Below are 12,557 nucleotides of genomic sequence, written 5' to 3'. Positions count from 1 at the left end.
CCTCGGCCGTCCGAACCCTCACCCGTCAGCCCTGCCAAGTCCCCCGGCAGGCCACCCCGAAGAACCCCGGGCCGAACGCCAGCATCAGGGCTCCCTCCCCGGCGGACGGTGGGTCGGCGTGGGTGCGGCGGAGGATGTCGAGGACGGCTGCGCCGCCCAGGTTTCCGTTCTCCGCCAGGCTGTTGCGGGAGTGCCGTGCGGCCTCGGGGGCCAGGTCGAGGCCCTCGGACACGACGTTGATGATGCCGGGGCCGCCCGGGTGGATGACGGGGACGGTGGGGCGCCACGGGCCGAGCCAGTCCCGGAGCGGGCCCATGATCTCCGTCGCCGCCTGGGGGGCCTGCTTGCTGCTGTCGAAGTGCAGCCCGGAGGCGTCCATCCGGCCGCTGTAGCGGTCGGTGCTGTTGGGCAGCAGGTATTGCCAGCACTCCTCGACGCGCAGGCCCGGGCCCAGGGGAGCGTCCGAGACGATACAGGCCGCGGCGGAATCGCCGAACAGCGCCTTGTAGACCATGGATTCGATGCTGTCGTCCGTGTGGTTGTAGATGCTGCTGATCACCTCCGACACCACGACGAGGACCTTGGCGCCCGGAGGCAGCGTCGCCGTCGCCTCGACCGCGCGGATCAAGGACTGGGTGCCCCCGGCGCAGGCGAGCGTGGTGTACGACTGGTGGCGTGTGGTGGGCTTCATGCCGAGCGCGCCGATGAGCTGGATGTCGAGCTGCGGGACACCCCACGAGGTGGAGTGGCTGGTGACCACGGCGTCGATGTCGGCGGGGGTGAGCCCGTGGTCGTCCAGCGTCTGCCGTGCTGCCTGTTCGGCCATCCGCAGGGCGTCCGTGAAGGCCGCGGCGGCCCTTGTCTCCAGGGGTGCGTTGCCCGAGATGACGTCCGAGTCCAACGGGCGGGTGAAATGCCTGCTTTTTACGCTCGTGTTCTCGATCGTGCGGCGAATCGCCCGCAGCCGGGGATGCTCGGGATGATGCGCGGCTATATCGCTGATGATTTCGTCGGTGCTGATCCTGTGCTCGGGGAAGAATACGGCAGGGCGTGATACGTAACTGGGCTTCATGTCATTCCTGAACGTCGGTTCGCCTTGCGCGGGGTGCCGCACGGAAATCGCTGCATGTCAGGGCCGGGACTCTCTGGGCGGCGGGAGGGAATGGCCCAGTCGTGACTCGGACGACAGACGCAGGATGATCAGCCGCGCCCCCGGACTGCCCACGGGTTCGGCGGCGCACACGGTCACCCAGGAAGGTCCGTGCGCGGGGTGCAGCAGGGGGCGCTCGTCGCCGTCGAGGGTCACGAACCGGTCGGGCACCGACTTGTAGAGCGGACCGCAGACGGCGTCGGCCAGCACGTCCCGCTCGATCGCCTGAAGGATCGGGTCGGCGGGACGCGAGGCCAGGGCCGCTCGCAACTGGGGAATGACCAGCGGGGCCCAGGCCGTCTCCCAGTCCGTGAGGATGCGCCGGGCGTCCGCGTCGAGGAGCATCCACCGCATGGTGTTCTGCGGGGGCACCCGGTGGGGGAAGAGGTCCTTCCAGACGTCGTTGCCGGCGAGGACTTCCCAGCTCTCGTTGTTGATGTACGCCATGTCGCTGAAGTGGGGCAGGACGTTGTGCCACACGTCGGACACCGTCTGCCCCGAGGTGGGGTGGAGGGAGTACGGGGCTTCCTTGCCCGTGGCGTAGCGGCACAGGGCGTCCCACTCGTGCTCGTTCATGCCGAGCAGCCGGGCCACTTCGTGGAGCAGGTCCGCGGGCGGGTTGGAATAGCGGCCGGATTCCAGCCGCTGATAGACCCCGTTGGCCCGGTTGAGGATCCGTTCTATCTGACTCTGCGTCAAGCCGGGAGCCCGGCGCCCCTGCCGGGCCGGCGAGCGGTGGAGGCCCAGATCCTCGGGGCGGATTTCGGCCCGTTTCCTCTCCAACAGGATCTTGAGTGCAGCCTTGTCCACGGGTGCCTTGCCCCTTAGCACGTCGACGTCAAGTGATCAATGTTTGCCGGGCGGTGGATATTTCAGCGGAAAGGACTCCACCGTTGCCGGGCCATTATTCACTGTTCACGCAGAGGGGGCTGGCTGGGGCGCCGGCCCAGGCCGGATCACGCAGGTCACCGGCCGACCTGAACCGGCCCCTTGACGCGCCCCGGGCGACCGCGGACGACTGCCCCTGAAGTCGCCCCTCGCCGCTGGGGGCGCCGGATCAACCCTCTAGAGGCGACAGCTGATCTCCATCCCGTCCTCCACCGGAAATGTCACGCTCTGATAGCCGTTGCGGGGGTCCCGGACGTAGTCGAGGTAGGGCGCCAGGTCGTCCAAAACGACGTCGTCGGCGATGACGAGGGTGCCGGGCGCGAGGCGTGGTTCCAGGAGTTGCAGGACGGGCAGGCACAGGTCCTTCCAGCCGTCGAGGAGGACGAAGTCCGCGGAGCCGGTGACCGTGGCGAGGGTGTCGCGCGCGTCTCCCTCCAGGACGGTGATCAGGTCGTCGAGGCCCGTCTCGGCGAACGTCCGGCGGGCGGTCGCGGCCTTGGCCGCGCTGAGTTCCGTGCTGATCACCCGGCCCTTGCCGTTGTCCCGCACCGCGGCGGCGAGATGGAGGGTCGAGATGCCGAAGGACGTGCCGAACTCCACGACGGTGGCGGGGCGGGTGGCCCGGACCAGGTTGTAGAGGAGGCGGCCCCCCTGCGCCGAAATCGGCATGTAGACCTCCGCCTTGGCGTCGGCCTCCTCCTGCGGGCTGAGGGGCGCGGATCCCCGGGGCAGTGCGTCCCGGACCCGCCGGCTGGTCGCCTCGTCCTGCTCGGCGTGCCGGAACATCCGGTCGAGGGCGGAGGCGACGCGGGGGTCTTCGAGGGTGTTGGTCGTTGTCATGACGCCAGGCTAGACGCACCGTTGCGTAGCGTCTAGAGGTTCTCGCCTAGTCTGACCCCAGGAGGCAGACATGGGACGAGGAAGTACGGCCGCCGCGGCGGCCGGGCCGGAGGCGGCGGCGCGCCACCACGGCAACCGGCACGGCCGCAGCGAGCGGGCCCGGCAGGCGGTGCTGGAGGCGGCCGACGACCTCCTGGTCGAGAAGGGCTTCGCCGGCGTCACCATCGAGGGCATCGCCGCCCGGGCGGGCGTGGCCAAGCAGACGGTCTACCGCTGGTGGAAGACCAAGACGGACGTCCTTCTGGACGCCTTCCTCCAGGACGCGGCCGAAGCGCTCACCCCGCCGGACCTCGGTGACCTGGCCTCGGACCTGCGCGCCCACCTGCGCCAACTGGCGCTGTTCCTCACCGAGTCCGACGCCGGCGCCGTCTTCAGGGCGCTCATCGGCCACGCCCAGCACGACCCCGCGTTCGCGGCCGCCCTGCGGTCCGGGTATCTCGACGAACAGCGTCGGCGCGACCGGCTCCCGCTGGAACGGGCGGTGGAACGCGGCCGGCTCGCCGCCGGACTCGACATGGCGGCGGAGATCGACCAACTCGTGGGGCCCGTCTACCATCGCGTGCTCATGACGGCCGAGCCCGTGGACGAGGCCTTCACCGACCGCCTCGTCGCGTCCTTCCTGCGCCGCGTGGACGCGGTGGGACCGGCCGACACGGAAAGGACGGGGGGCGCATGACGCTCGAGGTGGGCCAGCGGGTGCTGCTGGCGGCGGACACCAGGCTGACCGATGCGGCCGAGGTGTCGGGGGTCGTCGTCGGCTTCCTGTCCTTGGCGGCGGGCACCGAGGGAATCGTCGAGGAGGTGGTCGCCCACCAGGAGGAGAGCGACGACGTGCGGGAGTACGAGCGGCTCACGTCGCTGCTCGACGCCTTCGGGGGCGATATGCCGACGGAGAGCAAGCGGCAGCTCGAAGACAAGGTCCGCTCTCTGAAACCTGCCTGGACCGCCTTCCAGGAACGCGAGCCCGGCGTGAGCGTGCGGGTCCGCTTCGACAACGGCTTCATCCTCGACGGGGCCGACGGGGACGTCTTCGTCCCTGCCTGAGGGGCCCCGCCCGAGGACGTTCCGGGCCGATGGTCGATGGCCGACGGCCGGGAGGCCGGCGGTCAGGGCCGCAGGTGCTCCAAGTCGTCGAGCAGGCCGGGGTGGACGGGGTGCCAGCCCAGAGCGGTGCGGGTGTGGGCGCTGGAGGCGGGCTGGTCGGCGGCGAAGATCGGGCCGATCGGACCGAAGGTCTCCTCGGGCACCCGGGCGACCGGCAGTCCCAGGCGTCGGCCGATGACCGCCGCGATGTCCCGTACCGCGTCGCCCTCGTCGGCCACGGCGTGCCAGGCGCTGTTCGCGGGCGCCTTCTCCAGGGCGAGGCGGAACAGGACCGCGGCGTCGAGGGCATGGACGGCGGGCCAGCGCTGTGTGCCGTCGCCCGGGTAACCGACGGTGCCGGTGCGGCGGGCGATGTCGGTGAGCAGGCCCGCGAAGCCGCCCTGGCCGTCCCGGTGGACGGTCCGCGGCAGGCGAACGGCCGTGCTGCGCACGCCCCGTGAGGCGAGGGCGAGCACCCGCTCCACCGCGATGCCGCGACCGCCGACGGGCCCTTCGGTGGGCAGCGGGTCGTCCTCGGTGGCGGCGCGGTCCGCTACCAGCGGGGTGCCCGAAGCGGTGACCAGGGGCCGTCCGGTACCGACGAGGGCTTCGCCCAGCGCACCGAGCGCGGCACTCTCCTCCGCGACCGCGCGGGCCAGCGCTTCGGGCGAGCTGAAGTCGTTGGCGAAGGCGAGGTGGATCACGCCGTCCGCCTGCCCCGCGCCCTCGCGCAGGACGTCGAGGTCGGTGAGGGATCCGCGCAGGGCATCGGCTCCGGCCCGGGCGACCCGCTGCGCGGAGGCGTCGGAGCGGACCAGGGCGGTGACCTCGTGGCCCGCGGAGAGCAGTTCGGGAACGACGGCCGAGCCGATCAGGCCCGTACCGCCAGTGATGAAGACGCGCATGGCTGACTCCTGAGAAGTGATGCGACACCTGTCGCATCACTGTACACCGGACGATGCGACAGGTGTCGCATGACTTAGGATGGCCCCATGCCGAGATGGAAGCCTGACGCCTCACAACGCCTGGTCGTGGCGGCCCTGCAGCTCTTCGTAGAGCAGGGCTTCGACGCCACCACGGTCACGCAGATCGCGGAGCGGGCGGGGCTCACCCGGAGCACCTTCCACCGCCACTTCACGGACAAGGGCGCGATCCTCACCGCCGGGCAGGCCACGCTCGGCCGGCTGATCGCCGAGGGCGTCGCCGACGCCCCCGCCGGAGCCACGCCGCTGACCGCGATCGCCTCCGGTCTCGAGCGCGCCTGCGGTGAGATGACCGCGTTCAACCGGAAACTCGGGCCGCTGCTGCACGCGGCGATCGAGGCGAACGAGGAACTGCGCGAGCGCAACGCGCTCAAGAGCGTCTGTCTGGCCGTCGCGATGGCGGGCGCACTGCGCGAACGCGGCGTCGCCGAGATCCCGGCACAGATCGCCGCCGAACTCGGCGTCCTCGCCTTCAGGATCGGTTACGCCCGCTGGACCGACCCGGGCCACGCCGAAGAACCCGGCGAACTGGCCGCCCTCTGCCGAGCGGCACTCGACGAACTGCGCGCGGCGGTGGCGGAGTTGAGCTGACCGGCCGCGCGTGGCACCGGGCAGGGCCGCCGGGCCCGGCCCCGGGCAACGCGAACCCCTCGCAGTCGGCGTCGTGAACACGGTCACGACGCCGACGGCGAGGGGCTGACGGAACGAGCTGTTCCGAGGCGCGGACGGTCCTCCTACCAGGGGTACCAAGCGCCGTTGTACCACTGCTCGTTGGCGTTGTCGTTGTGGTGGTCCATGTCGAAGTCCGGCCAGTAGTTGTCGTTGTGGTTCTTCGGGTACGTCCAGATGCCGGCGGACTCGTCGCAGATGTAGTCCCAGTAGCAGATCGACTTCACCGGCACATTGCCGAAGTCCCGGTCGGCGCCCGAGAGCGGGGGACCGATGACGCCGCCGAACGGCGCCGCACTGCCATTGGTGCCGGGGCCGCCCTGCCGCTTGGGGTCGGCCAGCAGAATGGCGTTGACGTTGTCGAACGTCCGCCAGTTCTCACTGATCCACACGTGCACCACGGCGGCACCCAGCGAGTACCCGCCCATCTTCACGTGCTGCCACGGACACGCGGCACGCTGCTCGCGGACGAGCCGGTTCAGCTCGCCCACGCCCTGCCGGACGCTCGGGCCGCTCGGGACCTGGCTGGCATAACCGACGTGCTGCTGGATGTTGCCGACGAAGCGGTCGTTGTCCCACGTGCTCCACGTGCCGCCGACCACGATCGTGTAGGTGCCGTCACACGGAGCCGTCGCGGCCTTGGCCTGCGCTGTGGGTCCCTGGGCCAGTGAAAGCCCGGACGTCAGCAGGAGGGCGGCCAGAGCGGCGGCGATCCTTCCTTTTCGCATGTGGTTCTCCCCGGGTAGTGGGCTTGCGCGTGTGCCGCCCGGTGCGGTGCACGGTCGGCCGAGTTCACTTCACGACCGTGGCAGCGGCCAATGAAATCCTGCTGAAGCCCGCGGGCCGGACCGGCGTGATCGTGCCCGGTGGGAGGCCCCCTGCCTGCGCGGACGCGGCGGAAGGCAAGCGGATGCGGTTGCCCGGGGTTCCGTCCGGCGGCCGCGGGGTGCGGGTCAGTCGGACGCCCCCCGAACGCGGCCCCGGCGCGGTGCACCCGGTCCCAGAATGTGCTCGCGGGAGGCGTGGACCTCGGCGCGCAGGGCGGGGAGGTCGACGTCCAGGACCTGCCGGTTCCACTTGCGGGGCCGCCCGTCGACCAGCACGGCACTGATGTTGCGGGCGTCGCAGCCGAGCACCACCGTGCCGATCGCGTCGTTGAGGGGCATGTTGTTCAGGTCGTCGGCCTGGATCACCAGGAGATCGGCCCGCTTGCCCGGCGTGAGAGAGCCGGTCACGTCTCCGAGCCCGTTGGTGCGCGCACCCTGGAGGGTGGCGAAGTCCAGGACGTCGTGCGTGGTGATCCGGGACGGCCGGCGGCCCGTGCCGTAGGCGGAGTTGACCGCACGCATCCGCTGGATGGCGTGCAGGGCGCGCATCTGCGTGAACATGTCGCCGGCCAGCGCCACCTCGACGTCGATGCTCAGGCCGGGGCGCACCCCCGCCGCCAGGGCCTCGTCGATCGCGGGGACCGCTGTCTCCAGCCCGATCTGCGCCTCCGACGTCGGGGCCAGGGCGACCGTCGTGCCGCTGTGCCCGATCGCCGCCCATGCCTCGGGCGTCAGGCCGGTGGCGTGGATGAGCGTCAGGTCCGGGCCCAGGAGTCCGGCTTCGGCCCACCGCAGAACGGCGGCCGAGGACGAGCCGCCGAAGACGGCGTCCACGCTCACGCCGATGTCCAACTCTCGCGCTGCCGATGCCAGTTCGGGCCCGTACGCAAGGCGGGGGCCGGCTATCTCCTCGGTGGCCAGGGCGGCCAGGCGCAGGGTCAGCAGGTGGTCGGTGCCGGCGAAGTACGTGTCTTTGAGCCGTGCCAGGTCGCCGGGCCACTGGTTGTCCCAGGCGCCGAAATGCGGAGCCATGGAGGCGTGTACGCCCCTGATACCGGTGTCCAGGAGTGCCTGGATCGCGGCGTCGGAATGAGCGGGGGTGCGGGCGTTGTGGGAGAAGTCGAGCATGCACGTGATGCCGCTGTCGAGGGCGGTCAGGGCGGCCAGCTTGGTGCCGGCGTACATGTCCTCGGGCCGGTAGGCGGTGGCGTGTCCGGCCAGCGTGGACGTCACGTAACTGCCCAGGTCGTCCACGTCCGGCATGATCCGGCGCAGCTGGGTCTGCCAGGCGTGCCGGTGCGTGTCGACGAAGCCGGGCGTCAGGATCGTGCCGGTGGCGTCGATGACGACCGCGCCGTGCCGGGGCAGGCGGTGCCCGATCGCGGTGATGGTCCGACCCTGGACCAGCAGGTCCGCGCCGTCCAGGACACCGAGGGCCGGGTCCATGGTGACGATGGTGGCCCCGGTGAACACGATGCGCCGTTGTGGGTCGTCGCCCGTGCGCAGAAGCCGTTCGAGCACGGGGGGGCTGGTGGTGTCCGAGAGGGGCACGAGGTGGTGTCCTGTTCTGGGTGTCAGGCGGAAACCCTTGCGCGAGGATGCCTTTGCGTGAGGGTGCCGTTGCGGGAGGGTGCCCCCAGCCTCGATGCCCGCGACGGTGACAGCCAGGGCGCCGTACAGCTGGGCATGACGCACCCAGGCAAGCCCCTCGCTGCCCGCGGCTCAAGCCGAACGGTGATGAGGGCGGGCTCCGGAGAGGCCGCTGACCAGCGCTGACGCAAGACGGCGTCTGCGTATCCGTCCAGCATCGCCGAGGGGGCGTACGGTGGAGGAACAGCCGTTGGCGACCGCCGTACTGCCGCGTCCTCCTCTGCGTGAGGGCGCCTCGGGTCCGGATCTCCTCAACAGCGCGGCCCCGAACGACCGCGCGTTTCCCTCCGGAACGACCGTGGAGGGACTGGGCTCTGGACGACCCGAGGTGGTAGCCGTGCATGAGCGTCCCGCTTCTTCCTGTGCCTCACGCCCCACCCCGCCCGCAACGGACAGGTGCGTGCCCAGTGCGGAAGCCGCCGTGCTGCCGCCCGGGTCTCTGCACCGCCGGCGGACGCCCTCGGCGCCCGCCCTCGGTGCCGACCGCTCACGAAGCGGCGCCACCAGCCGGCTGTGACCGCCCCCCCCCCGACGGGCAGGAGCCCGGCCCATGCACAGCAGCACCTCCCCCATGACACGCACCCACGACGATGCCCCCGACACCAGGGCCGCCTTCATCCGCCTCCACGCGCTCGCCCCGGGCCCGGAGCGGGACGCCGTGCGGGACGATCTGGTGGCCCTGTGGCTCCCCATGTCCCGACGCCTGGCCGGCCGCTACCGCAACCGCGGCGCCGACATCGAGGACCTCTGCCAGGTCGCGGCGATGGGCCTCGTCAAGGCGGTCGACCGCTACGAGGTGGCCCGCGGGGAGTTCGAGGCGTACGCCATCCCGACCATCAACGGGGAGATCAAGCGACTCTTCCGCGACACCCTGTGGTCGGTGCACGTCCCTCGTCGTGTGCAGGAACTGCGCAACGCGGTGCGCATCGCCCGCAACGATCTCCAAGCGGGCCAGGCGGGGGAGCCGTCCATCGGGCAACTGGCCACGCGGAGCGGGCTGGCCGAGGACGACGTCCGCACCGGCCTCGAAGCCATCGAGTCCTTCCGGAGCCTTTCCCTGGACGCCGAGACCGGCGGCGCCGGTCACGACTCCGAGCGGGGGACGTCACTGGCGGACCGGCTGGGCAGGACGGAACGCGCCTACGACACCGCGGTCGAGCGGCAGTCGGTCAGGCCGGCGCTCGCGGCGCTGCCCGAACGCGAGTCGAAGATCCTCTACATGCGCTTCTTCGGCGACATGACGCAAATGCAGATCGCTGACGAACTGGGCATCTCCCAGATGCAGGTGTGCAGGCTCATCGCCGGGACGTGCCGGCGCATCCGAGAGCAGACGCTGACCGAACCGGACCCGTCGACCGCATCGGCCGGAGCGGGCGGGGCGGCCGCACCGGCCCGGGTGGCCTGACGCGTCGGCACACCAAAAGCGGAATCCAGCGATCCGAGGACCCCGGGAACTTCGGGTGTCCCGGGCCGGGCGCGGGCGGTGTGCGCCAACCGGGGCAACAGCCGGTATGTGCCTCGTCTTCGGCGACGGTGCGTAGTACATCTGTATCCAGGCGTGAGGCCCCCTTCGCCGGGTACCGGCACGCCCGTCCCAATGTCTCGGTGTGAAGGGCTCATTCATGGTGCTGGCAACCGAACCCGTTGCGTCCGCCCCCGCGCCGAAACCGTCCCGGGGCAAAGTGGTGGTGTCATGGCTGACCACCACGGATCACAAGACGATCGGCAACCTGTACCTGATCGCATCGTTCGGGTTCTTCATCATCGGCGGGGTGCTGGCACTCCTCCTGCGGGCGGAACTGGCGCGCCCCGGCCTGCAGATCCTGTCCAACGAGCAGTACAACCAGGTGTTCACACTGCACGGCACGGTCATGCTGCTGTTCTTCGCGACCCCGACGTTCGCGGGCTTCGCCAACGCGATCATGCCGCTGCAGATCGGCGCGCCCGATGTGGCGTTCCCGCGGCTGAACATGCTCGCGTTCTGGCTGTTCCTGTTCGGCGGGCTGATCGTGGTGGGCGGTCTGCTGACGACCCAGGGCACGGCGGACTTCGGCTGGACCGCCTATACGCCGCTCAGTGGCGGGGCCCACACGCCGTTCGTGGGCGGTGACATGTGGATCATGGGCCTGGCGCTGTCGGGCTTCGGCACGATCCTCGGCTCGGTCAACTTCGTGACCACCATCATCTGCATGCGCATGCCCGGCATGACCATGTTCCGGATGCCGATCTTCACCTGGAACATCCTGCTGACGTCCGTCCTGGTGCTCTTCGCCTTCCCCGTCCTGGCGGCGGCGCTGCTGGTTCTGGAGGCGGACCGGCGCTTCGGCGCCCGGGTGTTCGCCCCGGAGAACGGGGGAGCGCTGCTCTGGCAGCACCTGTTCTGGTTCTTCGGGCACCCCGAGGTCTACATCATCGCGCTGCCGTTCTTCGGCATCATCACCGAAATCATCCCGGTGTTCGCCCGCAAGCCGATCTTCGGATACGTGGGTCTGATCGGCGCCACGATCTCGATCGCGGGTCTGTCGGTGACTGTGTGGGCGCACCACATGTTCGCCACAGGAGCGGTGTTGCTGCCGTTCTTCTCCTTCATGACGTTCCTGATCGCGGTGCCCACCGGGGTGAAGTTCTTCAACTGGATCGGCACGATGTGGAGCGGGTCCCTGTCCTTCGAGACACCGATGCTCTGGTCGGTCGGCTTCCTCGTCACGTTCCTGTTCGGCGGCCTGACCGGAATCATCCTGGCCTCGCCACCGATGGACTTCCACGTCACCGACTCGTACTTCGTCGTCGCGCACTTCCACTACGTGGTCTTCGGGACGGTCGTGTTCGCCACCTTCGCCGGGTTCTACTTCTGGTGGCCCAAGTTCACCGGCAAGATGCTCGACGAACGCCTCGGAAAGATCCACTTCTGGACGCTGTTCGTCGGCTTCCACGTCACCTTCCTCGTCCAGCACTGGCTGGGAGCTGAGGGGATGCCGCGGCGCTACGCCGACTACCTCGCCGTGGACGGGTTCACGGCACTCAACACGATCTCGTCCATCGGAGCCTTCCTCCTCGGCGCCTCGACCCTGCCGTTCTTCTACAACGTGTGGCGGACCGCCAAGTACGCGCCCCGCGTCACGGACGACGACCCCTGGGGCTTCGGACGCTCCCTGGAATGGGCCACCTCCTGCCCGCCGCCCCGGCACAACTTCGTCACGCTGCCGCGCGTACGCTCCGAATCACCGGCCTTCGACCTGCACTACCCGGAGATCGCGGCGCTCGACGAAGCCCGCAACCACCAGCGCGACATCTTCGACGACGAGCACGCCGTCTCGCACGAGGGGCCGGGCCCGGAGCGGGACCGCCGCGCGTGAGCGACCGGCTCCCCGACCGAACTGACGTAAGGGGAACGCTGCTTGACGAAGCGTCAGTCGACGAGGGCCTGTTCGAGCGTCGTGCGGCAGTCGATGACGGTGTCCACGCCGACGATCGACAGGGTGCGCATCACGGTCGTGGTCGGCGCTGCCAACCGCAGCCATCCGCCTGCCGCGCTGAGCTCGGTGTGGGCGTGGATGAGGATGTTGATGCCGCTGGAGTCCATGAAGGTCACCTGGTGCAGGTCCACCACTGTGCGAAGACTGCTGGCGTCGGTGACCGTCAGGGTACGGCGAAGCGGCCCGCCGCTGTCGTGGTCTATCTCGCCGGCCACCGTGACCACGCGCACGCCGTCGGCGTCGGTGGTCGTGACTGACAACTGTTCGGGCTGTCTGCTGTGTTCCGTGCCCGTCGTCTCTGTCTCAGCCATACGAGGATCCTGGCACATCCCGGCCCGTGCTCACAGCCCCGTCAGGCATGACGAAGATTGCCCGGCCGCGGAACCGGTTCCGGCGAACCACGTGGTGTGATCCGCCGATGTGGGGGTACCGGCACGGATGGAAGGGGGGTGATCGGGGTGATTGTGCGGGAAGCGAATGCGGTGGCACAGGACGATGAGCAAGCAGATGTGTCCATGGCGGCCTCGATGGTCTTGGACGGGGAGGGCCCCTGCATTGCCGAGGCCCGCCATCATGCCGCGGGCTTTTTGACCCGGGCGCAGGCCGACATCGGTGTGGTGATGTCCCAGCGCGCCGTCGACCTCACCGCTCTGGTCGTGAGTGAACTCGTCACCAACGCCATCAAATACGCGCCCGGTCCGATCGTGATGGATCTGCGCATCAGGGGTGGGTCGGTGGAAATCGGCGTATGGGACTCGGACCCGGGGCGACCGGTGGCACGGGCCGGCGACGCGAGTCGCGTGGGGCAGCACGGACTGGAGATCGTGATGTCCGTCGCCCAGGAGTTCCGGGTGTGCGAGGAGCCGGTGGGCAAGCGCGTGATCGCCCGCATCGCACTGAATGGCGCGAGCTGCTAGGGATATCCGTCGCT

At 70.0% G+C, this 12,557-nt stretch carries 13 protein-coding genes; 6 read left to right on the top strand and 7 right to left on the bottom strand.

What is annotated here, in order from left to right; genetic code table 11:
* Positions 1 to 25 precede the first annotated feature (25 nt).
* The 3 genes from ACGF3I_RS00320 to ACGF3I_RS00310 all read right to left on the bottom strand — a co-directional run bounded on the left by ACGF3I_RS00320 (position 26) and on the right by ACGF3I_RS00310 (position 2,878).
* Positions 26 to 901: a PhlD gene (locus ACGF3I_RS00320; RefSeq protein WP_393128244.1), complete on the bottom strand. Its 876-nt coding sequence runs from the start codon at positions 899 to 901 to the stop codon at positions 26 to 28.
* Positions 902 to 1,129: 228 nt separating this feature from the next.
* A complete protein-coding gene (locus tag ACGF3I_RS00315) occupies positions 1,130 to 1,960 on the bottom strand; it encodes a helix-turn-helix domain-containing protein (RefSeq protein WP_393128243.1) in 831 nt (276 codons plus the stop codon).
* A 255-nt stretch (positions 1,961 to 2,215) separates the two neighbouring features.
* Positions 2,216 to 2,878: an O-methyltransferase gene (locus tag ACGF3I_RS00310; RefSeq protein ID WP_393128242.1), complete on the bottom strand. Its 663-nt coding sequence runs from the start codon at positions 2,876 to 2,878 to the stop codon at positions 2,216 to 2,218.
* A gap of 70 nt (positions 2,879 to 2,948) precedes the next feature.
* On the opposite strand from ACGF3I_RS00310, the gene ACGF3I_RS00305 reads away from it, so the two are divergent.
* Positions 2,949 to 3,614: a TetR/AcrR family transcriptional regulator gene (locus tag ACGF3I_RS00305; RefSeq protein WP_393128241.1), complete on the top strand. Its 666-nt coding sequence runs from the start codon at positions 2,949 to 2,951 to the stop codon at positions 3,612 to 3,614.
* The gene (locus ACGF3I_RS00300) at positions 3,611 to 3,982 is read left to right on the top strand and encodes a hypothetical protein (protein WP_393128240.1); all 372 of its coding nucleotides are present in this window, start codon (positions 3,611 to 3,613) and stop codon (positions 3,980 to 3,982) included. The genes ACGF3I_RS00305 and ACGF3I_RS00300 overlap by 4 nt, the downstream gene beginning before the upstream one ends.
* Before the next feature lie 62 nt (positions 3,983 to 4,044).
* On the opposite strand, the gene ACGF3I_RS00295 is transcribed toward ACGF3I_RS00300, so the two are convergent.
* Positions 4,045 to 4,926, bottom strand: a complete 882-nt coding sequence (locus ACGF3I_RS00295; RefSeq protein WP_393128239.1) for an SDR family oxidoreductase — start codon at positions 4,924 to 4,926, stop codon at positions 4,045 to 4,047.
* Positions 4,927 to 5,013: 87 nt separating this feature from the next.
* Between ACGF3I_RS00295 and ACGF3I_RS00290 the strand changes: the two genes are divergently transcribed.
* On the top strand, positions 5,014 to 5,595 hold the full coding sequence (locus ACGF3I_RS00290) for a TetR/AcrR family transcriptional regulator (protein WP_393128238.1): 582 nt from the start codon (positions 5,014 to 5,016) through the stop codon (positions 5,593 to 5,595).
* Between the two features lie 143 nt (positions 5,596 to 5,738).
* On the opposite strand, the gene ACGF3I_RS00285 is transcribed toward ACGF3I_RS00290, so the two are convergent.
* Together ACGF3I_RS00285 and ACGF3I_RS00280 are read right to left on the bottom strand one after the other, a co-directional pair.
* Entirely contained in the window at positions 5,739 to 6,401 is a 663-nt protein-coding gene (locus tag ACGF3I_RS00285; RefSeq protein ID WP_393128237.1) for a cutinase family protein, read from the bottom strand.
* Positions 6,402 to 6,626: 225 nt separating this feature from the next.
* Positions 6,627 to 8,051 (bottom strand): amidohydrolase family protein, encoded by a 1,425-nt coding sequence (locus tag ACGF3I_RS00280; protein ID WP_393128236.1) that lies wholly within the window; start codon positions 8,049 to 8,051, stop codon positions 6,627 to 6,629.
* A gap of 649 nt (positions 8,052 to 8,700) precedes the next feature.
* Here ACGF3I_RS00280 and ACGF3I_RS00275 point away from each other — a divergent pair.
* On the top strand, positions 8,701 to 9,555 hold the full coding sequence (locus ACGF3I_RS00275) for a SigB/SigF/SigG family RNA polymerase sigma factor (protein ID WP_393128235.1): 855 nt from the start codon (positions 8,701 to 8,703) through the stop codon (positions 9,553 to 9,555).
* A gap of 217 nt (positions 9,556 to 9,772) precedes the next feature.
* Positions 9,773 to 11,506, top strand: a complete 1,734-nt coding sequence (gene ctaD / locus ACGF3I_RS00270; protein ID WP_393128234.1) for a cytochrome c oxidase subunit I — start codon at positions 9,773 to 9,775, stop codon at positions 11,504 to 11,506.
* Positions 11,507 to 11,559: 53 nt separating this feature from the next.
* Here the strand turns inward: ctaD and ACGF3I_RS00265 are convergent, their stop codons facing one another.
* A complete protein-coding gene (locus tag ACGF3I_RS00265; protein WP_393128233.1) occupies positions 11,560 to 11,937 on the bottom strand; it encodes an STAS domain-containing protein in 378 nt (125 codons plus the stop codon).
* A 204-nt stretch (positions 11,938 to 12,141) separates the two neighbouring features.
* On the opposite strand from ACGF3I_RS00265, the gene ACGF3I_RS00260 reads away from it, so the two are divergent.
* Positions 12,142 to 12,543, top strand: a complete 402-nt coding sequence (locus ACGF3I_RS00260; protein WP_393129070.1) for an ATP-binding protein — start codon at positions 12,142 to 12,144, stop codon at positions 12,541 to 12,543.
* The last annotated feature ends 14 nt before the right edge of the window (positions 12,544 to 12,557 follow it).

This window comes from Streptomyces sp. NPDC048111, assembly GCF_043202815.1.
Classification (GTDB): domain Bacteria; phylum Actinomycetota; class Actinomycetes; order Streptomycetales; family Streptomycetaceae; genus Streptomyces.
The sequence above is the reverse complement of the archived record's forward strand: the minus strand, read 5'-3'. Positions and strand labels throughout refer to the sequence as shown.

Excerpts from the sequence above, each read along its gene's own strand:
- ACGF3I_RS00310 (WP_393128242.1), bottom strand. The coding sequence starts at position 2,878 with ATGACAACGACCAACACCCTCGAAGACCCCCGCGTCGCCTCCGCCCTC.
- ACGF3I_RS00305 (WP_393128241.1), top strand. The coding sequence starts at position 2,949 with ATGGGACGAGGAAGTACGGCCGCCGCGGCGGCCGGGCCGGAGGCGGCG.
- ACGF3I_RS00300 (WP_393128240.1), top strand. The coding sequence starts at position 3,611 with ATGACGCTCGAGGTGGGCCAGCGGGTGCTGCTGGCGGCGGACACCAGG.
- ACGF3I_RS00295 (WP_393128239.1), bottom strand. The coding sequence starts at position 4,926 with ATGCGCGTCTTCATCACTGGCGGTACGGGCCTGATCGGCTCGGCCGTC.
- ACGF3I_RS00290 (WP_393128238.1), top strand. The coding sequence starts at position 5,014 with ATGCCGAGATGGAAGCCTGACGCCTCACAACGCCTGGTCGTGGCGGCC.
- ACGF3I_RS00285 (WP_393128237.1), bottom strand. The coding sequence starts at position 6,401 with ATGCGAAAAGGAAGGATCGCCGCCGCTCTGGCCGCCCTCCTGCTGACG.
- ACGF3I_RS00275 (WP_393128235.1), top strand. The coding sequence starts at position 8,701 with ATGCACAGCAGCACCTCCCCCATGACACGCACCCACGACGATGCCCCC.
- ctaD (WP_393128234.1), top strand. The coding sequence starts at position 9,773 with ATGGTGCTGGCAACCGAACCCGTTGCGTCCGCCCCCGCGCCGAAACCG.
- ACGF3I_RS00265 (WP_393128233.1), bottom strand. The coding sequence starts at position 11,937 with ATGGCTGAGACAGAGACGACGGGCACGGAACACAGCAGACAGCCCGAA.
- ACGF3I_RS00260 (WP_393129070.1), top strand. The coding sequence starts at position 12,142 with ATGGCGGCCTCGATGGTCTTGGACGGGGAGGGCCCCTGCATTGCCGAG.